Below are 18,441 nucleotides of genomic sequence, written 5' to 3'. Positions count from 1 at the left end.
GCCCGGGCCGTAGTTGCTTCGGCCGGGCATTCAAATTGTGTTTACCTGAAAGCTAAAAGGATTCAAGTCAATGAAAGTCACCGTATTCGGAACCGGCTATGTCGGCCTGGTGCAAGGCGCCATTTTGTCGGAAGTGGGACACGACGTTATCTGTGTGGATGTGGACGCAGCCAAGGTCGAACGACTGAAGAACGGGGACATCCCCATCTACGAGCCGGGCCTGGAGCCCATCGTCACTGAAAACTATGCCGCTGGCCGTCTGCATTTCACCACCGATGCGGCCGAAGCGGTCAAACATGGGGAAATCCAGTTTATCGCCGTGGGCACGCCCCCGGACGAAGACGGCTCCGCCGACCTCAAATACGTGCTTGCCGTGGCGGAGACCATCGCCACCCATATGGAAAAGCGCCAGGTCATCATCGACAAGTCCACCGTCCCGGTGGGCACCGCCGACAAGGTCAAAGCCAAAGTGGCCGAAACGCTGGAAAAGCTTGGCCGCACTGATCTGGAATTCGATGTGGTCTCCAACCCCGAATTTCTGAAGGAAGGCTCCGCCGTCGCCGACTGCATGAAGCCGGACCGGATCATCATCGGCACCGACAGCGACTACGCCGAAGAAGTGATGCGTGAGTTGTACGCGCCGTTCAACCGCAACCACGACAAAGTCATGATCATGGACGTGCGCAGCGCCGAGCTGACCAAATACGCCGCCAACTGCATGCTTGCCACCAAGATCAGCTTTATCAATGAAATTGCCAACCTGGCCGAACTGCTCGGGGCGGACATCGAGTCCGTGCGCAAAGGCATCGGCAGCGACCCGCGCATCGGCTACCAGTTTATTTATCCGGGGGTTGGCTACGGCGGCTCCTGCTTTCCGAAAGACGTTCAGGCGTTGATTCGTGCAGCGGATCAAATCAACTTCGATGCCAAGGTCCTCAAGTCCGTTGAGGCCCGCAACCACGAACAGAAAACCACGCTGTTCCAGAAGATCAACAAGCACTACGGTGGAGACTTGAAAGGCAAAACCTTTGCACTCTGGGGCCTGTCATTCAAACCCAACACCGATGACATGCGCGAAGCGCCGTCCCGCGTGCTGATGGAAGCGCTCTGGGCGGCCGGCGCCAAAGTCCAGGCCTATGACCCGGAAGCCATGGAAGAGACCCAGCGCATCTACAGCAGCCGTGATGACCTGAACCTCTGCGGCACCAAGGAAAGCGCCTTGCGCGGCGCCGATGCCCTGATCATCGTGACCGAGTGGCAGGCCTTCCGCGCTCCGGATTTCGACCTGCTCAAGGAGCAGCTGGCGCAGCCGTTGATTTTCGACGGGCGGAATCTGTACGATCCCAAGCGAATGGTGAAGAAAGGGTTTACCTACTACTCCGTCGGTCGCCCGGCGTAGGTCCGACCTTAAATGGTAGGTGGCGCTTCGCTTACCTACCCTACGCACGTTTGGCCGTGTAGGGTAGGTAAGCGCAGCGCCACCTACCAATCAAGCCTCCATCCACCTTAATACGTAGGGTAGGCTGGTCCGACGCTTCGGAGCGAAGGCCACCTACCAATAAACATTCAACCGCACACCGCTGTGAAGCGTCTATGACCCAACCCCACTGGTACCTGGTGCAATGCAAACCCCGGCACACCTTCCGGGCCGAAGAGCACCTGACGCACCAGGGCTTTGAATGCTTCTTGCCCACGCACCCGGTCAAGCGCAAACATCGCCAGACCACACGGATCGTCACCGACCCCTTGTTCCCGCACTACCTCTTCCTTCGGCTCGACAACCGCAGCAACTGGAGCGTCATCCGCTCGACCCGCGGCGTGGCTCACGTGGTCACCTTCAATGGCGTCCCCAAGCCCGTACCTGAAACCGTAATCGAAGCCCTGCGCCAGCATTGCGCCATCCTGAACGGTGCCGAACCCGAGCCAATGTTCAAAGCGGGTGAGAAAGTCGTGATTACCCAGGGCGCCTTTCGCGAACTCGAAGCCGTCGTTCACGCCACCAAAGGCGAAGAACGGGTAGTGCTGCTGCTGAACCTGCTAAATCAACCCCAATACCTCGAAGTCCCAGTCCACAGCATCACCACCCGCTAACGCTTCAAACACTCATGAAGTATCCGTAGGGTAGGTAAGCGCAGCGCCACCTACCAATCAACCCCAACACCGGCGCACCTAAACCAAATACCCCCGATCCACCATAAACGCAATCACCCGATCGGCGGCTTCCTCAGCCGACATCTCGGTAGTATTCAACACACATTCCGGATTCTCCGGCGGCTCATAGGGCGAATCAATCCCGGTAAAGTTTTTCAATTCACCTTTACGCGCTTTCCGGTACAGGCCCTTCACATCCCGCTGTTCCGCCACCTCCAGCGGCGTATCCACATACACTTCCACAAACTCATTGGCATCCAGAAGGCTGCGGGCCATATCCCGCTCGGAGCGGAAGGGTGAGATAAACGCGGTAATCACAATCAACCCCGCATCCACCATCAGCTTGGCGACCTCCGCCACCCGGCGAATGTTTTCCACCCGGTCCGCATCGGTAAAGCCCAGGTCCTTGTTCAACCCGTGGCGGACGTTGTCGCCGTCCAGCAGATAGGTGTGGCTGCCTCGGGCGTACAGCTTTTTCTCTACAAGGTTGGCAATGGTGGACTTGCCGGCCCCGGACAAACCCGTGAGCCAGAGCACACAGGGCTTCTGGTTCTTCAGCTCCTGGCGCGCCTGTTTGTTCACATCCACGTGCTGCACAGTGATGTTCTGGCTGCGCCGCAGGGAGAAGTGAATCATGCCCGCGCCCATGGTGTTGTACGTAAGCCGGTCAATCAGAATGAAGCTGCCGGTATCGTGGTTCTCCTCGTAGGGATCAAAGGCAATGTTCTGGTCCAGGTTGATGGTGCACACACCGATGGCGTTCAGCTCCAGCTTCTTCGCCGCCGTATGCTCCAGCGTATTCACGTTCACCTGGTACTTGATATCCGTCAGCGTGGCGGAAACCGTTTTGGTGCCACACTTCATCAGGTAAGTACGGCCCGGCAGCATGGGGTCATCGTTCATCCACACCACGGTGACCTCAAACTGATTGGCCACCGACGCCGGCTCGCTCGCCTGGGAAATCAGATCGCCCCGGGAAATATCGATTTCATCGGTCAATGTCAGGGTGACCGACTGGCCGGCCACGGCCTGATCCAGGTCACCGTCGTGGGTATAGATGCGATCGATATGGCTTTCCTTGCCCGAGGGTAGGGCGCGGACCTTGTCACCGGGGCGAAGCACGCCACTGGCGATTTGCCCGGAGAAACCCCGGAAATCCAGGTTGGGGCGGTTGACCCACTGCACGGGCATCCGGAACGGCGATGCCTGCATCAACTCGTCGTCCACCTCCACAGTTTCCAGGTAGCCCATCAGCGTGGTGCCGCGGTACCAGGGCATCCGTTCGCTCGGGGTAATAATGTTGTCGCCCTTCAGCGCCGAGAGCGGAATGAACGTAATGTTCTCAAGCCCGATCTGCTTGGCGAACACGCGGTAGTCTTCCACAATGCGGTTGAAGGTTTTTTCCGAGTAGTCCATCAAATCCATTTTGTTGATGGCCACCACCACGTGGCGAATACCGATGAGCGCCGCCAGGTAACTGTGACGCTTGGTCTGGGTCAGAATGCCCCGGCGGGCGTCGACCATCAAAATGGCCGCATCGGCGGTGGAAGCGCCGGTCACCATGTTGCGGGTGTACTGCTCGTGCCCCGGCGTGTCCGCCACAATAAATTTGCGTCGATCAGTGGAGAAAAACCGGTAGGCCACATCAATGGTAATGCCTTGCTCGCGCTCGGCGGCCAGGCCGTCCACCAGCAGAGCGAAGTCCATATCCTCGCCCTGGGTGCCCCACTTCCGGGAGTCCGCTTCCACGGCGGCCAGTTGGTCTTCAAACAGCATTTTGGACTCAAACAGCAAGCGCCCGATTAGCGTGCTCTTACCGTCGTCCACACTGCCACAGGTAATAAAACGCAACAGGCTCTTGTGCTCATGCTGCGCCAGATATTCGTTAATGTCTTCCGCGATCAATTCCGATTGATGGCTCATAATCTGTCTCTTCGTTGTCCGGTTTTCTTGGTAGGTGGCGGCTGACGCCTTACCAACCCTACGCTTATATGGCGCGTAGGGTAGGTAAGCGCGCGGAGCGCGCGCCACCTACCAAACAAATCCCAATCCTGTCACTACTGTAAAGGACAATTAAAAATAACCTTCTTGCTTCTTCTTCTCCATCGAAGCCGAAGAATCATGGTCAATCATCCGCCCCTGACGCTCGGAGGTCTTGGTCAACAACATTTCCTGAATAATATCCGGCAAGGTATCCGCCTCGGATTCCACCGCACCGGTTAACGGGTAACAACCCAGCGTGCGGAAGCGCACCTTCTTCATCATCGGCACCTCACCCGGGTTCAACGGCATACGGTCGTCATCCACCATAATCAGAGTGCCGTCGCGCTCCACCACCGGCCGCTCGGCCGAGTAGTACAGGGGCACGATGGGAATCTGCTCCAGGTGGATGTACTGCCAGATGTCCAGCTCCGTCCAGTTCGACAGCGGGAACACCCGGATGGACTCGCCCCGATGCTTGCGTGCGTTAAACAGTTTCCAGATTTCCGGCCGTTGGTTTTTGGGGTCCCACCGGTGCTGAGCGGTCCGGAACGAGAAAATACGCTCTTTGGCCCGGGATTTTTCCTCGTCCCGACGGGCACCGCCGAAAGCAGCATCAAAGCCGTACTTATCCAGTGCCTGCTTCAGTGCCTCGGTTTTCATAATATCGGTATGAATGGCCGAGCCGTGGGTGAACGGGTTGATGCCCTGAGCGCGGCCCTCCTCATTCACATGCACCAGCAGCTTCATGCCGGTTTCATCCGCCATACGTTTGCGGAATTTATACATTTCCTGAAACTTCCAGGTGGTATCCACGTGCAGCAGAGGGAAGGGCGGAATAGACGGTGAGAATGCCTTCATCGCCAAGTGCAGCATGACCGCGCTGTCTTTGCCGATGGAGTACAGCATCACCGGGTTTTCCGTCTCCGCGACCACTTCACGCATGATCTGAATGCTCTCGGCTTCCAGCCGCTGAAGGTGTGTGAGTGCCATAGGGTTCCTCTTGAAAGTAGCAGCGGGCTCGCTTGCAGCCCGGTCGGGTGTAAAAGATAAAGAGTCAGAGTCATGACTCTGCCAATGTGGTGTGGTGACCAATTGCAGTGCGCGCTCCCCGTTCAACCAGGGGGCGAGCACCTTGTGGTTTTCCAGGGAGGGGCTTTTGAAGATCAGAATAGCGTCGGGGAAACGCCCGGCCAGCTGTTCGAGAAAAGCCGCGATATCGTCCGCCTTGAACGGCGAGCGCTGCGTCACCCAGAACAGCCGACCCCGGCCGTCCTGAGCATAGAGCTGATGCCCGTGCGAGCTTTCGCCAGCCTGCTCACCCGAAAACGTGCGAACACTCCCCGAAAGCAATGCCCGCTTTCCCGGGTCAATGCCTTGGTGCGACAGAATAGCCTCAAGTTCGGCCCGGCCCGGCGAATCCGACACCGCCAGCCCCCAGCGCTCCAGGTACCGGGCGACACTGCGCCCACTCACCGAAACGCCCTGACTCTCAAGCCACTCCTCAACCTGCTCCAGTGACCAGAGCTCAGGGTCTCGGTCTGGCGTAGGGTACGGTAAGGGCGAACGCCCGCCACCTACCGAATTGGCCTTATTTGACCCCCCGGAAGCCAATGGCGCGTTCTTCGCCCCAGCCCGCTCAACCTTCGTCCCCTTGGGCGCCCCACGAGCCCGATTCTCCACCGCAGCCCAACCCCCACCCAGAAACTTCTTGTAAGCATCCGAAATGGTAGGCCGGGTCAAACCGGTTATGTCACTGATTTCCTTAAGAGTTTTCTTCTCCAGGCGCAGCCGAACCGCCTCTTTACGAAGCTCGTTGATCCGTTCCGCTGTCAGCCGCTTTCCACTCATGGGTCGCCATCATTAGTCGGGAAAACCCTGATGCTACCGCGACCGACAAGCAATGTAAAACATTTGTTGTCTCGGTATGAATAGCATCGACGAATCGGGCTGGTGAGATCTGCATCACAAAAAACCTCCGTTGTCGTCAATCTCCTACAAACCGTTGCGGGAATCTCGCCTATTCAGGCGACGGCGTCAGCGCGAGAATGTGAATCACAGGGACGCGAAAGGAAACACACCCCCGCCAGACAGAAACCGGCACCAGGAACTCAAGGCAGGAAGCCACCAGGAAGAGCGTTGGCATGAGGCCACAGGACAAAAAGCTCAGAGTAGGGGAACCAAGGATGGCTGCCGCAGTGGACTGACTCTCCCGCAGTACCACGGCCAGGGACGAAAACACCACGGTTCAGGACGAGCCCGCGCGGTCCGCCACGTCAGGCCAAGACCGTTACTACCAGGGGGCCAGCCGAAAGGCTGGCCCCTGTTCTTATGGAAGACGAGAATTCTTTATCGAGCTCCTGGTGTGGGCCGCCACCAGGACTTGCTCTACTCAAAAACCTCCTCAACCGAGTCGGCATCCAACACCCGGTCGCTCCAGCTTTCTATTTCTTGCAATGAAGCGCTCTCCACTCGTTGGAGCGTCACACCATCTAACGGGCCAAAGCGCTTGACCAAAAAACGAATCAGCATGGCGGCGGCTTCCTGCTGGCGCCCTTGCATTACGCCTTGCTCCAAACCTTCTTTGCGGCCAGCCTCCAATCCCTCTCGCTTCCACTGCTCTGTCCAGTCAGCCAGATTTTCAGACAACATGACGTCTACCTCATGTAAGTTATGAAGCTCAGGTATTGCTTCGTTTCTAAATCTTACTCTCAACAGCCGGTTAAGCCAAATGGCTACCGAGCGCTGCAGCGGGCCGCTATCCGGAGCGCTCAGCAGTGCTCTCAGTTGCTTGATCCGGTGATGCATTTCATCGGCACTCCGGCTGAACCCCAGCGCGATAACGTGTCCCAGCACGTTCTCAGGGTGAACCTCGCTGAATCGCTTTGGAATATCGCGCTCTTCCACCAAGCAATAACTCAAATCTGGCACAAACCGGGCCAGGGCCGGGTGGGGTCGGTGCACCAGGTTCGCTATGTTCACCGGTCCGGTCCAATTGCCGCTGCCCGAGTAGAGAACCACAGGCAGCACCGATGGCAGTTTTTGCCCCTTTTTGAGTGGTTCATGCCGAATAATGTCTTGATACAGCAACCCCACATAGGTCATGATCCGGCAAGCCATAAAGTGATCATCAGAGGACTGGAACTCAATCAGCAGATACAAATACAGCCAGTCCGGCCCTAATTTCACCCGCCAGATACTGTCGTCATGGCGCTCGCGTAAATCATCCGTCGAAAAACTGGCCTTGAACGGCTCCAGTGTCTGGAAGTCAATCTCGTCAACCCACTCCGGCTTTACGAACCCTTCAAGCAGATCTTGAACGATTTTTGGGTTGCTAAACAGCAACTTATAGCCAGCGTCGAACGGGGTAGAATTCTTGTTCTTGGGCATGATGACTCCTAAAAACTGTATGAATAAACAGTATTTCAGGCTTGCCGGCTTGTCAACGCTGTATATAACGCCAAGGCTGGCCCCCAGGCGCTGAGAGAACAGCCTTGAGACCTGGTTCACAAAAAACCTCCATTGTCGTCAATCTCCTACAAACCAGTGCGGGAATCTCGCCTATTTGTGTTGTTGACAAGGTTTGCCATAAGTCGGATTATGGGCGTCGGAGGTATCCACTATGGCGACAATGAACATTTCCCTGCCCGATCCCATGAAGTCCTGGGCGGAACAGCAAGCCAAGACAGGCAAGTACAGCAACACCAGTGACTATGTCCGGGATCTGATCCGAAAAGATCAGGAAAAGGCGGAAAAAATAGCTCATCTCCAGGGCTTGGTGGACCAGGGGCTCAGCAGCGGTCCCGGTTCGGCCGACATGAAAACTCTCAAAGATATCGCTAGAAAGGCATGGCTGGGAGGTCGTGGCGAGTGAGCTACCAATTAAGCAGGGAGGCGGAACAAGACATTCTGAACATCTTTCTGCACACAGCTGAAGAATTTGGAATAGCTCAAGCTGAGCGATATCACGACAAGTTAGCGGCCTGCTTTGAATTTCTGGCGGAGAACCCATCGGCGGCCCCGCTCCGCCGTGAAATCATCCCGCCCGTTCGAATTCATCCTATCGGTGCTCACATCGTCGTCTATACCCTAGATGAAGCAGGCTGCCTTTTTGTCGTGCGCGTCCGCCATCAACATGAAGACTGGTAGCAAGCGGACGAAACAACCAATGACGGACAGCTACCCCGGTTTGAGGTGCTACTACGGGCGAAAGACCTCAATCTCCAGATTGTCAATAAACCGGTAATGCTTATCGTTGGCTGTAACAAGAGTCTCACCGATGGTGATGGCGGTTGAGGCGATCAGCGCGTCCGCCAGTTGCAAGCCGTGGCTGAGCGAATACTCTTCGACCAAGTACATGGCCCGGGAGGAAACCGCCTCGGAAATAGGCTCAATGTCCGCTTCCCAATAATGCATAGCCTGTCGTAGCGCTTTAAGTTCCGCCTTGTTACGCAACCCCTGAACCAGTTCCATATAAGTGACGGCGGAAAGCTGGAGCTGAGGTTGTGCGTCCAGGAATTCCCGCGCACGCTCATTCCCTCGCAAATTCCAAATCAGAACATCCGTGTCAATCAACATCATCAAAGCTCCTGGGCTGGCGCAATTGTCGAACCAGGTCGTCCACGCTGGTTGGCTCTTCCAGGTTTGCCCACAAACCGAAAAGCGGGTTCGCACCACGGCGCGTGGGGAGGGTGTTATCTAAAGGCACGAGCTTCGCCCGTTTTTTCCCACGGTAGGAAATAATAACTTCCTCTCCACGCGACGTGGCGGCCATTAGCGATTTGGTGTGTAGTCGCAAGTCTTTGGTTGTCGCTTCCATAAATCACCCAGTAAAGTTACACTTTAAATTGTAACCAGCCTTATTGATTGTGGCAAGCGTGCGTTTCATCGGGGGTGTCCTTCCTTGCAGAGCTGGTTTTCGCGCCTGACAATCTGTTACAACCTCGTTCGATAAACCGACGGGGCTTTACGATGGCATTCCCAAACGCTCACGCAAAACGTCAACATCCGGGTCAAAGGGGGTGCCGCTCTCTTTCCCCTCAAATTCCAATAGCAACAACTCGAGCCGCTCCCGTCCGCTGGCGGTGCGGCTCGCCTGGCGGGGTGTTTTGTCATCCAGCGCCGGCAGCGGGTCGTCCAGCCACTGCTCCCAATGGGCGCGAGCCATATTTGCAATAGCCTCCTGAACTTCCGGTGCCTGCATCAACTCGTCTTGGGAGGGGGCGGTTGACGGGGCATTTTCGCTCGCCTCCAAATCATCAAACGATCCCTCGACTTCCCCCACAAAGCGAGCGCGGCCACCGTTCAGGCGCTGGCCAATGCGCCGCTTGATGGAGGTGGCGCGAGCCTCGGAGTTGACCTCAACCTCCAGGCGGGAGCCTTCGATAATAATCCTTGCCATCACCGTTTTCTTTAAATGCGGATCTGTGGCGTTCCCCCGACGTAGCCAGGGGAACGAGGCCCGAATAAGAGCACCGCTGCCGTCGTACTCAGCCTCCGCCAGCACCTCCTCTTCGCTGCCACCGTTTTGGATATTCAGCGTTTTTAACGCTTGGACGGCCTGCTCCGGGGAACAATCCAATTCATAGCGCAAGGTAATAAAGGTCAGTGGATCACCATCGGTGTTGGTCAATTCCGGCGGGGCGGGGTTGAGCAACATATTACGGAGTTCACCGTACAATTCACGCAGCTCGGGGGCGACTTCATGCAAGGCCTGAGTGTCGAGAGCGCCGAACATCTTCACGAAGCGGTCCCGCTCCTGGAGAATGGGCCCCGAATAGCCGCCGGGAATAATAACCGGCGCCGTACCGAGCATGACGGTGGCGTTGTCGACCGATACGATGCGGGTAAATAAAATATGCCCTAAGCGTACCGACTCACTCGCCATCTGCTCCAGCACCGTGACCTCGCGGTTGAGCAGTAGGTCTCTCAACGTTATTGAGTGGCTGGGCGTTGCGTCGGTCACTACAAAAAAGCTGAAGGGTTCGGCCGTGGCTGCCTCTATAAACCGTTGTGTGTAAAGGTCCGCCCGGCGACTCCCGTGCCGCAGATAGTGTTCGGCGATGGTCTCCTCGGGCCAGTGTTCGGCTTCTGGCAATTCCGCATTATCGGGAATCCAGTTGTACAGCATCCAGGGCAAGAAGATCGTTTCCACTTCCGCCGTGTCTTCCGAGAGGGGCCAATCGAAACCGACTTTGAAGTCCACCCAGGCCTCCATCATAAACTCCGCGCCGTAGGCACTTTCAGCATGGCGCAAGAGCGGTTCTACCAGAGTGGCCTCGGTTTTTCTAAGGCGCTGGCGGGCGAGATCGCTGACGGGCGCGGGCGCATTGAGTAGGCAACACTTCTTATACTTGCGTCCGCTACCACACGGGCAGGGATCATTGCGGCCGGTTTTGCTCATTAAAATACCTCTTGCAAGTGTTTTGGCGCCCAGCTTCTCAGAGAGCGCTTCATCTTTAAATTTTACTCTCAGCAACCGGTTAAGCCAAATGGCCACCGAGCGTTGCAGTGGGCCGCTGTCCGGCGCACTCAGCAGCGCCTTCAGTTGCTTGCTATGAGGCCCTGCTGAACGACCTGAAGGCTCATGGCAAACTATAAGCTCGTCTTCAGAAAGTCGGTCTCCAAAGACCTTTGGCCCATTCCGAACAACGATGTGGTCCGCATTCTTCAGTGCATAGAGGAATTGCAGGACAACCCTCGCCCCACCGGCAGTGAAAAGCTCTCAGGGCAAGAGCGCTACCGACTTCCACAGGGTGTGTACCGAATCATCTATGAAGTAAAAGAGGAGCTGCTTGTCGTAACGGTTGTGAAGGTGGGTCATCGCAAGCATGTCTATAAGCGCCGCTAACCCGCGATGCAATTGACGCTCTGAGGGCGCTCTAAAAGGCGGGTAGCGCTGCAGGGATAGTCTAATCTGCGTGGCAAGTAACCGGCGGACGTTACGTCATTCCGCTTCACCGCTACGGCCGAAAGACCTCAATCTCCAGATCAGAACATCCTTGAGACCTGGTTCACAAAAAACCTCCGTTGTCGTCAATCTCCTACAAACCGTTGCGGGAATCTCGCCTATTCAGGCGACGGCCTCAGCGAGAGAATGTGAATCACAGGGACGCGAAAGGAAACACACCCCGCCAGACAGGAACCGGCACAAGGAACTCAAGGCAGGAAGCCACCAGGAAGAGCGTTGGCATGAGGCCACAGGACAAAAAGCTCAGAGCAGGGGAACCAGCCAGGATGGCTGCCGCAGTGGACTGACTCTCCCGCAGTACCACGGCCAGGGACGAAAACACCACGGTTCAGGACGAGCCCGCGCGGTCCGCCACGTCAGGCCAAGACCGTTACTATCAGGGGCCAGCCGAAAGGTTGGCCCCTGTTCTATATTAGGGATAAAAGCTTATGAATAAGGACAACAGCCTACTTACAGAATACCTCTTCGACGGTTTCGGCGTCCAGAATGCGCTCTCCCCACGCTTCCAACTGCTCTGTGGGAGCGGCCTGAATACGTTGGTGATGGGTGTCCGTCAATGGACCGAAGCGTTTTTCCAAAAGCTTCAGAAGAAAGGCAGCCTCTCTTTGCCGGCCTTCTTCCAGGCCTTGTTGCAGGCCTTGCTCCAGACCTTCTTTGCGGCCAGCTTCCAATCCTTGTTGCTTCCATTGTTCTGTCCAGTCAGTCAGTTTTTCAGACAGCATGGCGTCTACCTCATTTAGGTTATGAAGCTCCGGTATTGCTTCGTTTCTAAATCTTACCCTTAACAGCCGGTTAAGCCAAATGGCCACCGAGCGCTGCAGCGGGCCGCTATCCGGAGCGCTCAGTAGCGCTCTCAGTCGCCTGACCCGGTGATGCATCTCATCGGTACTCTGGCTGAAACCCAGCCCGATAACGTGTCCCAGCACGTTTCCAGGGTGAACTTCGCTGAACTGCTCCGGAATATCACGCTCTTCGACCAGGCAATAACTCAAATCCGGTACAAACTGGGTCAGGGCTGGGTGAGGTCGGTGAACCAGGTTCGCTATATTTGCCGGTCCGGTCCAATTGCCGCTGCCCGAGTAGAGAACCACAGGCAGCACCGGCGGCAGTTTTTGCCCCTTTTTGAGCGGTTCATGCCGAATAATGTCCTGATACAGCAACCCCATATAGGTCATGATCCGGCAAGCCATAAAGTAATCATCAGAGGACTGGAACTCAATCAGCAGATACAAATACAGCCAGTCCGGCCCTAATTTCACCCGCCAGATACTGTCGTCATGGCGCTCGCGTAAATCATCCGTCGAAAAACTGGCCTTGAACGGCTCCAGTGTCTGGAAGTCAATCTCGTCAACCCACTCCGGCTTTACGAACCCTTCAAGCAGATCTTGAACGATTTTGGGGTTGCTAAACAGCAACTTATAGCCTGCGTCGAACGGGGTAGAATCCTTGTTGTTAGGCATGATGACTCCTAAAAACTGTATGAATAAACAGTGTTTCAGGCTTGCCGGCTTGTCAACGCTGTATATAACGCCAAGGCTGGCCCCCAGGCGCTGAAAGAACAGCCTTGAGACCTGGTTCACAAAAAACCTCCATTGTCGTCAATCTCCTACAAACCATTGCGGGAATCTCGCCTGTTCAGGCGACGGCGTTAGCGAGAGAATGTGAATCACAGGAACGCGAAAGGAAGCACACCCCCGCCAGACAGGCACAAGGAACTCAAGGCAGGAAGCCACCACGGTTCAGGACGAGCCCGCGCGGTCCGCCACGTCAGGCCCAGACCGTTACTACCAGGGGCCAGCCGAAAGGTTGGCCCCTGTTCTATATTAGGGGTAAAGGCTTATGGAGAAGGAGCACCTATGACGAAACAATCAATGACGGAAAGCTACCCCCGGTTTCTCCACCACGGCGGCGCCGACGGCGTGACGGGCAGCTGCCACCGCTATATCGCCAGCCCCGAGCACGCCATGCTGGTGGACTGCGGCCTATTTCAGGGGCAGGACGCCGACCACCTCGACAGCCTCGAACAGCACCGAATTCGCTTCGACCTGGACAGCGTCTTCGCGCTGGTCGTCACCCACGTTCATATCGACCACATCGGTCGCTTACCCTACCTGATGGCGGCCGGCTTCGACGGGCCCATCTACTGCTCTGAACCCTCTGCCAAACTGCTGCCCCTGGTCATCGAAGACGCCCTCAAAATCGGCTTCACCCGGGACCGGCGCCTGATCGAGCAGTTCCTGAACAAAGTCGACCAGCAGCTGGTCCCGCTCCCGTACAAAACCTGGAAAACCGTGCTGGACGAGAAGGGGCGCCGCGTTCAAATCCGCCTCCAACGCGCCGGCCATATTCTCGGTTCCGCCTACGTGGAAGTGGACCAGAGAGAACCGGACGGCCAGACTCACCGCACCGTCTTCTCCGGCGACCTGGGCGCGCCCTACGCACCGCTGCTGCCGGCTCCGAAATCCCCCTACAAGGCCGACACTCTCATTATTGAAAGCACCTACGGCAACCGCCTCCACGAAAGCCGCAAGGACCGACGCCTGAAACTCAAGGCCGCCGTCGAACACGCCCTGGAAAACGAAGGCACCGTCATCATTCCCGCCTTCAGCATCGGCCGTACCCAGGAGCTACTCTACGAACTGGAAGACCTGATCCACCGCGGTGGCGAGCGCTGGCAGGCCATGGAAATCATCGTCGACTCCCCGCTGGCCGCCAAATTCACCCAGGTCTATCGCGAACTCAAACCCTTCTGGGATGCCGAAGCCCAAACGCGTATCAAAGCCGGCCGCCACCCCCTGAGCTTCGACAACCTCTACACCGTCGACAGCCACGACGAGCACCTGCAAACCGTCAGCTACCTGGCTAAAACCGGCCGCCCGGCCATCGTCCTCGCCGCCAGCGGCATGGCCACCGGGGGCAGGGTGGTGAACTACCTCAAAGCCATGATCGAAGACCCGCGTCATCACGTGCTGTTCGTCGGCTACCAGGCCGTCGGAACACCCGGCCGAGCCATTCAGCAGCACGGCCCCGAGCACGGTTGGGTTGAGCTCGATGGCGAACGCAAAACCATTCGTGCCGGCGTCACCACCATCGGCGGTTACTCGGCCCACGCCGACCAGAAGGACTTGCTCAACTTCCTCAAACGCATGAAGCAATGGCCCAACACCATTCGCCTGGTTCACGGCGATTGGGAAGCGCGGGAAGAATTGAAGAGAAAGTTCGAGCAACTGGGCGCCGAGCGACAGCACCGGCTCGAGATAGTGCTACCGGGGAATGAATAACACACTCAATCTTCCTTGAAGCATCGGACAATTTCGAGCTACTGCGGAAATACCTCCTCGACGGTTTCCGCATCCAGAATGCGCTCACACCACACTTCCAACTGCTCCACTGGGGCAGCCTGAATGCGTTGGTGATGGGTGTTCGTCAATGGGCCGAAGCGTTTCTCCAAAAGCTTCAGAAGAAAGGCAGCTTCTTTTTGTCGTGCCTGCTCCAAACCTTGTTCCAGACCTTGCTTTCGACCCTGTTCGCGACCCTCAGCTAACCCCGCTTCCAGGCCTTCCTGTTTCCACTGTTCCGTCCAATCAGCCAGCTTCTCAGACAACATGGCGTCTACCTCGTTTAAGTTGTGAAGCTCCGGTATTGCTTCGTCTCTAAATCTTACTCTCAACAACCGGTTTAGCCAAATAGCCACCGAACGTTGCATAGGGCGATAACCGGTTCGGCTCATTAGCTCACGGAGCTGGCGCAAACGTTGACGCATGTCAGCGGTATTCCGGCTGAAGCCGAGGCCAATGATATGCCCTAAAATATTATCAGGATAATCGTCGCTATAACTCTCGGGAATATGCCGCTCTTCCACCAGATAATAACTCAAATCCGGTACAAAACGCGCCAAAGCGGGGTGAGGGCGATGTACGAGCTCTCCCATGTTTAACGGCCCAGTCCAGATGCCAGACCCACTATATAGAACGACAGGCAATACCGGTGGCAGCTTGCGGCCCCGTTGTAGAGGCTCGTGACGGATAATGTCCTGATACAGCAAGCCCATGTAGGTCATAATCCGACAGGCCATGAAGTAGTCATCGGAGGATTGGAACTCAATCAACAGGTATAGGTACAGCCAATCCTGTCCCATTTTTACCCGCCAGATACTGTCGTCATGGCGCTCGCGTAAATCGTCTGTCGAAAAACTGGCCTTGAAAGGCTCCAGTGTCTGGAAATCAATTTCGTTGATCCACTCGGGCTTCACGAACCCCTCAAGCAAATCCTGGACGATTTTAGGATTGCTGAACAGCAGCTTATAGCCGGCATCGAACGGGGTGGAATCCTTGTTGTTAGACATAACGGCTCCTTTATCTGTATGTATAAACAGTATTTCAGGGGCGCGGTTTTGTCAACGCTGCATGAGATGCCACCGGGCGCTCGCGGTGTAGGCCAGCTCCATAAAAATCAAACGACTCTGACCCCTTTGGTTCCTGACCCCTTTGGTTTTAGTGACGAAAAATTGGCGAAGGTTTTGGTAGTGGCGGCCATTTTAGTTGGTGCGTCATGAATTCCGCACATTGTACAAAAATCGAACCGTTATCGAAGACAATTGCTTCTTTTTGCCGATTTTTTTCTTTACTTCACTGGAGTGCGTACGTTAGATTTGACGCCAACAGCCTCGCGCTGTTCGTCTATTGGATGGGCCCATCTGTGGCCTCCGGTAAAAAGGAATCAAGGAGATACTATGCAATTCCTCAAAGCCCCTCTCACTGCAATTTCTGTCGCTACGCTGGTCGCTCTGGTCGGTTGTGGCGGATCATCATCCGGCTCCGGCAACACCCCCGACCCTACCGACCCCGGCGACGGTGGTGGCAACGGTGGCGGTGATAGTCAGGTAATGATTACCGGTGAAGCCATCAAAGGGGTGCTGAAAGGCGCACAGGTCACCGCTTACGAGCTGGACGAGCAGGGCGAGCGCTTCCCGAACGCCGTCGGCACCGCACAAACCGACGAGCAGGGCGAGTACGAACTCTCGCTGAGTGCGGACTACACCGGCGGACTGATTGAAGTGGAAGTGACTGCCATTGACGGTCAGACCACCATGGTCTGCGATGCCAGCCGCTGCGGAGACGTGGCACAGGGCGAAGATGTTGCCGTGCCGGGCGATTTCGCGCTGCGTTCCATCGTCGAGCAGGAGGAGGGCAGTGACACCGTCTCCGCCTCTGTGACTGCCTGGTCCACCATGGCCGCCAGCCGCGCCAAGGCGCTGTGGGAAAACGGCGCGAGCGCCTCTTTGAAAGACGCCCGTCGCCAGGCCAACGCCGAAGTCAGCCAGGTCGTGGGCTTTGACGTCTCTCGCTCAAGGGCTCGCGGTCTGTCCCAGCTGGACGGTGCGGATACCGAACAATCCCAATACGCGCTGGTGAACGCCGCCGTGGCTGAAATCGTCTTCCGCGACAACGGCGCCGAGAGTATTTCCGACCAACTCAACCGGTTCACCGCCGCCTTGAATGACGGCCGCCTCGGTAACGATGAAGACGGCTTTTCCTCCGCTGAGCTGGGCCAGGCGGTCAGCCGCGTTATCACCGCCAACGCCGAGCGCGTGGGCAGTGAAGCCAGCGATGCGCTCGCCAACCAGGCCGCACGGCTCGAGTCCGCCGGCGGCAACGGTTTTGAACCCGACTACGACGAAGACCTGGACCTGGGTGAAGACGCCAGCGACGCCGACAAAATCGCCGCCTATAAAACCTTCGTAGGCCAAACCCGCACCTGGTTCTCATCCATGGATGAACTCAGCTCAGAAGAGCTGACCGCTTCCGTCAACATTGACGAAGACACCCTGCGGGCGACCATGGACAGCGAAACCCAGGCACGTTTCCAGTTTTTGGGTGAAGTGGTTGGCCAGGTCAGCGAATACGCCATCGGCAACGTCGAGACCTTGGTCACGCACCTGGAAAACGGCGGCACCGAAACCATCGACATTAAAGACGAAGCCGGCAACACCGTTGGTCAGGCGGAGCTTGTTTTCGCCGACAACGACGGCCTCAGCATTACCGCCAAAGGCACCGCCACGGGTGGAAGCAGTGGCGCCTTTGTGCCGTTTGAAGTCAGCCTGAACACTTCGATTCCCACCGACGATATCACCGTTGAGCATGCCAACGGCGAAATTATCAGTGCTCGGCTGGCCCGCCTTTTGAGCACCACTGAAGTTAGCGTAAACGGTCAGGTCGGCGCTGAAGATAGCGACCACCAGGTGAGCCTGAACAACGTCGCGCTTTCATTGGAACTGGACTCAACGGTCAGCAGTGACGAGCAGGGCAATTTTGACGGTGAGCAAGTCAATAGCGCACTGGTGGGCGCAAGCTTCTCCGGTGACGTTGCCATCAATAGCGCCGGCTACCGCTTCAACGGCGACGCCAATGTCGAGTTGGTTCGCCTCAGCAACGACGCTCGTATGTTTGTGGATACGGATCTTGAAGGCGGCCCGCTGGCACCCAAAAGCGCCCGTTTGAGTGGCGAGTTTATTTCCGCCAACAACGTGACTCGCTTCAACGCTGCAGTCAATTTGAATATTCGCAACGCGGCTGCTTTTGATACCTTTAGTTGGCTTGATAGTGTTGGCACTTCAATGGTAGTTGGCGGTGAAATGACCGGAGATGACTATCTATGGCTTAAGGATACGTTCTGGGAAAGCAGTCTGGAGCCACAACGGCTGGGTATTTACCTTTACCCCCGGTGGTCCGAAATTTACGCCTATGCGCCCGCAGAAGAAAGGAGCGATGATGTTCAGTTCTTCCGGGAGCTTACACAGCCAGAGCGAGAGGAGGTGCAGGAGTTCGTCCGTACGAAAGTGGACGAGAGAATTTCCGCAGGCGCATCATATGAAATCGAAAGAGCTGCGTTTGAGTACTCTGAACACACTAGTAGGTGGCAGTCAATAGTCGTGCTGTCAAGCTTTGAAAATAGCGATTATTATCTTCAGGGTTCCATTACTGCATCACTGGGCATAGCGCTGCCGGAGATACCCGCAGCGCAAGTCACCGCAACCTTCAACCGCACAGGGTTCGAGGCGGGCACCGTCCGCACCAACATCGACTGGGATGGCGGCAACTACACTCTGGAGATCGGCGGAGACAACCTGGACAACCCCGAGGCGCTCGCGCTCCGTTTCTTCAACGCCCAGGGTTACGAACTGGCGATGACCGCCACCTTTACCGACGGTGAGGTCAGTGACCTGACCGGTCAGGCGCTGATCGACGGCGACGAAGTCGGGCAGGTGGAATGGCGCGAAGGCCAGCCCGTTCTCGTATTCCAGGACGGTGAAGAAACCCAGATTGAATCCCTGTTCTGAG

Annotated in this window: 14 protein-coding genes and 2 pseudogenes; 7 read left to right on the top strand and 9 right to left on the bottom strand. The window is 56.6% G+C overall.

Annotation, left to right across the window (positions count from 1 at the left end; all coding sequences use genetic code 11):
- The first annotated feature begins 70 nt into the window (after positions 1-70).
- Both G547_RS0119165 and rfaH read left to right on the top strand, forming a co-directional pair.
- Positions 71-1,399, top strand: coding sequence for a UDP-glucose dehydrogenase family protein (locus G547_RS0119165; RefSeq protein ID WP_027331212.1), 1,329 nt, complete (start codon positions 71-73; stop codon positions 1,397-1,399).
- Between the two features lie 194 nt (positions 1,400-1,593).
- Positions 1,594-2,091 (top strand): transcription/translation regulatory transformer protein RfaH, encoded by a 498-nt coding sequence (gene rfaH, locus G547_RS0119160; protein WP_027331211.1) that lies wholly within the window; start codon positions 1,594-1,596, stop codon positions 2,089-2,091.
- Positions 2,092-2,169: 78 nt separating this feature from the next.
- Here rfaH and cysN read toward each other — a convergent pair whose 3' ends face one another.
- From cysN to G547_RS0119145, 4 genes and pseudogenes are all read right to left on the bottom strand, one after another.
- Positions 2,170-4,074: a sulfate adenylyltransferase subunit CysN gene (gene cysN / locus G547_RS0119155; RefSeq protein ID WP_027331210.1), complete on the bottom strand. Its 1,905-nt coding sequence runs from the start codon at positions 4,072-4,074 to the stop codon at positions 2,170-2,172.
- 150 nt (positions 4,075-4,224) lie between these two features.
- Positions 4,225-5,130 (bottom strand): annotated as a pseudogene (cysD, locus tag G547_RS23910) (sulfate adenylyltransferase subunit CysD); the annotation flags it as partial.
- 666 nt (positions 5,131-5,796) lie between these two features.
- Positions 5,797-5,982, bottom strand: a pseudogene (locus G547_RS23905) (helix-turn-helix domain-containing protein); the annotation flags it as partial.
- Between the two features lie 537 nt (positions 5,983-6,519).
- Positions 6,520-7,521: an Rpn family recombination-promoting nuclease/putative transposase gene (locus tag G547_RS0119145; RefSeq protein WP_027331208.1), complete on the bottom strand. Its 1,002-nt coding sequence runs from the start codon at positions 7,519-7,521 to the stop codon at positions 6,520-6,522.
- A gap of 232 nt (positions 7,522-7,753) precedes the next feature.
- On the opposite strand from G547_RS0119145, the gene G547_RS0119140 reads away from it, so the two are divergent.
- Complete coding sequence (locus G547_RS0119140; protein ID WP_027331207.1) at positions 7,754-8,005, top strand: type II toxin-antitoxin system ParD family antitoxin; 252 nt, start codon at positions 7,754-7,756, stop codon at positions 8,003-8,005.
- Complete coding sequence (locus G547_RS0119135) at positions 8,002-8,280, top strand: type II toxin-antitoxin system RelE/ParE family toxin (protein WP_027331206.1); 279 nt, start codon at positions 8,002-8,004, stop codon at positions 8,278-8,280. The genes G547_RS0119140 and G547_RS0119135 overlap by 4 nt, the downstream gene beginning before the upstream one ends.
- 51 nt (positions 8,281-8,331) lie before the next feature.
- On the opposite strand, the gene G547_RS0119130 is transcribed toward G547_RS0119135, so the two are convergent.
- From G547_RS0119130 to G547_RS23720, 3 genes are all read right to left on the bottom strand, one after another.
- Positions 8,332-8,712, bottom strand: a complete 381-nt coding sequence (locus G547_RS0119130; RefSeq protein WP_211224596.1) for a type II toxin-antitoxin system VapC family toxin — start codon at positions 8,710-8,712, stop codon at positions 8,332-8,334.
- Entirely contained in the window at positions 8,699-8,950 is a 252-nt protein-coding gene (locus G547_RS23255; RefSeq protein ID WP_084646238.1) for a type II toxin-antitoxin system Phd/YefM family antitoxin, read from the bottom strand. Before G547_RS23255 ends, G547_RS0119130 begins: the two co-directional genes overlap by 14 nt.
- 147 nt (positions 8,951-9,097) lie before the next feature.
- Positions 9,098-10,534, bottom strand: a complete 1,437-nt coding sequence (locus tag G547_RS23720; protein ID WP_027331204.1) for a YecA family protein — start codon at positions 10,532-10,534, stop codon at positions 9,098-9,100.
- A 183-nt stretch (positions 10,535-10,717) separates the two neighbouring features.
- Here G547_RS23720 and G547_RS0119120 point away from each other — a divergent pair, with 183 nt between their 5' ends.
- Positions 10,718-10,981, top strand: coding sequence for a type II toxin-antitoxin system RelE family toxin (locus tag G547_RS0119120; RefSeq protein ID WP_027331203.1), 264 nt, complete (start codon positions 10,718-10,720; stop codon positions 10,979-10,981).
- A gap of 566 nt (positions 10,982-11,547) precedes the next feature.
- Here the strand turns inward: G547_RS0119120 and G547_RS0119115 are convergent.
- Positions 11,548-12,561, bottom strand: coding sequence for an Rpn family recombination-promoting nuclease/putative transposase (locus G547_RS0119115; RefSeq protein ID WP_027331202.1), 1,014 nt, complete (start codon positions 12,559-12,561; stop codon positions 11,548-11,550).
- Positions 12,562-12,957: 396 nt separating this feature from the next.
- Here G547_RS0119115 and G547_RS0119110 point away from each other — a divergent pair, with 396 nt between their 5' ends.
- A complete protein-coding gene (locus G547_RS0119110; RefSeq protein WP_036189393.1) occupies positions 12,958-14,382 on the top strand; it encodes an MBL fold metallo-hydrolase RNA specificity domain-containing protein in 1,425 nt (474 codons plus the stop codon).
- 38 nt (positions 14,383-14,420) lie between these two features.
- Here G547_RS0119110 and G547_RS0119105 read toward each other — a convergent pair whose 3' ends face one another.
- On the bottom strand, positions 14,421-15,446 hold the full coding sequence (locus G547_RS0119105; RefSeq protein ID WP_027331200.1) for an Rpn family recombination-promoting nuclease/putative transposase: 1,026 nt from the start codon (positions 15,444-15,446) through the stop codon (positions 14,421-14,423).
- Between the two features lie 387 nt (positions 15,447-15,833).
- Here G547_RS0119105 and G547_RS0119100 point away from each other — a divergent pair, with 387 nt between their 5' ends.
- Positions 15,834-18,440 carry a hypothetical protein gene (locus G547_RS0119100; protein WP_027331199.1) on the top strand — a complete coding sequence of 869 codons (2,607 nt, stop codon included), beginning with the start codon at positions 15,834-15,836 and terminating at the stop codon, positions 18,438-18,440.
- The last annotated feature ends 1 nt before the right edge of the window (position 18,441 follow it).

This window comes from Marinimicrobium agarilyticum DSM 16975 (assembly GCF_000423345.1).
GTDB classification, from domain to species: domain Bacteria; phylum Pseudomonadota; class Gammaproteobacteria; order Pseudomonadales; family Cellvibrionaceae; genus Marinimicrobium; species Marinimicrobium agarilyticum.
This window is presented reverse-complemented; position numbering and strand designations above follow the sequence as displayed.

Excerpts from the sequence above, each read along its gene's own strand:
- G547_RS0119145 (WP_027331208.1), bottom strand. The coding sequence starts at position 7,521 with ATGCCCAAGAACAAGAATTCTACCCCGTTCGACGCTGGCTATAAGTTG.
- G547_RS0119105 (WP_027331200.1), bottom strand. The coding sequence starts at position 15,446 with ATGTCTAACAACAAGGATTCCACCCCGTTCGATGCCGGCTATAAGCTG.
- cysN (WP_027331210.1), bottom strand. The coding sequence starts at position 4,074 with ATGAGCCATCAATCGGAATTGATCGCGGAAGACATTAACGAATATCTG.
- rfaH (WP_027331211.1), top strand. The coding sequence starts at position 1,594 with ATGACCCAACCCCACTGGTACCTGGTGCAATGCAAACCCCGGCACACC.
- G547_RS0119115 (WP_027331202.1), bottom strand. The coding sequence starts at position 12,561 with ATGCCTAACAACAAGGATTCTACCCCGTTCGACGCAGGCTATAAGTTG.
- G547_RS0119120 (WP_027331203.1), top strand. The coding sequence starts at position 10,718 with ATGGCAAACTATAAGCTCGTCTTCAGAAAGTCGGTCTCCAAAGACCTT.
- G547_RS0119130 (WP_211224596.1), bottom strand. The coding sequence starts at position 8,712 with ATGATGTTGATTGACACGGATGTTCTGATTTGGAATTTGCGAGGGAAT.
- G547_RS0119165 (WP_027331212.1), top strand. The coding sequence starts at position 71 with ATGAAAGTCACCGTATTCGGAACCGGCTATGTCGGCCTGGTGCAAGGC.
- G547_RS0119140 (WP_027331207.1), top strand. The coding sequence starts at position 7,754 with ATGGCGACAATGAACATTTCCCTGCCCGATCCCATGAAGTCCTGGGCG.
- G547_RS23255 (WP_084646238.1), bottom strand. The coding sequence starts at position 8,950 with ATGGAAGCGACAACCAAAGACTTGCGACTACACACCAAATCGCTAATG.
- G547_RS0119100 (WP_027331199.1), top strand. The coding sequence starts at position 15,834 with ATGCAATTCCTCAAAGCCCCTCTCACTGCAATTTCTGTCGCTACGCTG.
- G547_RS0119110 (WP_036189393.1), top strand. The coding sequence starts at position 12,958 with ATGACGAAACAATCAATGACGGAAAGCTACCCCCGGTTTCTCCACCAC.
- G547_RS23720 (WP_027331204.1), bottom strand. The coding sequence starts at position 10,534 with ATGAGCAAAACCGGCCGCAATGATCCCTGCCCGTGTGGTAGCGGACGC.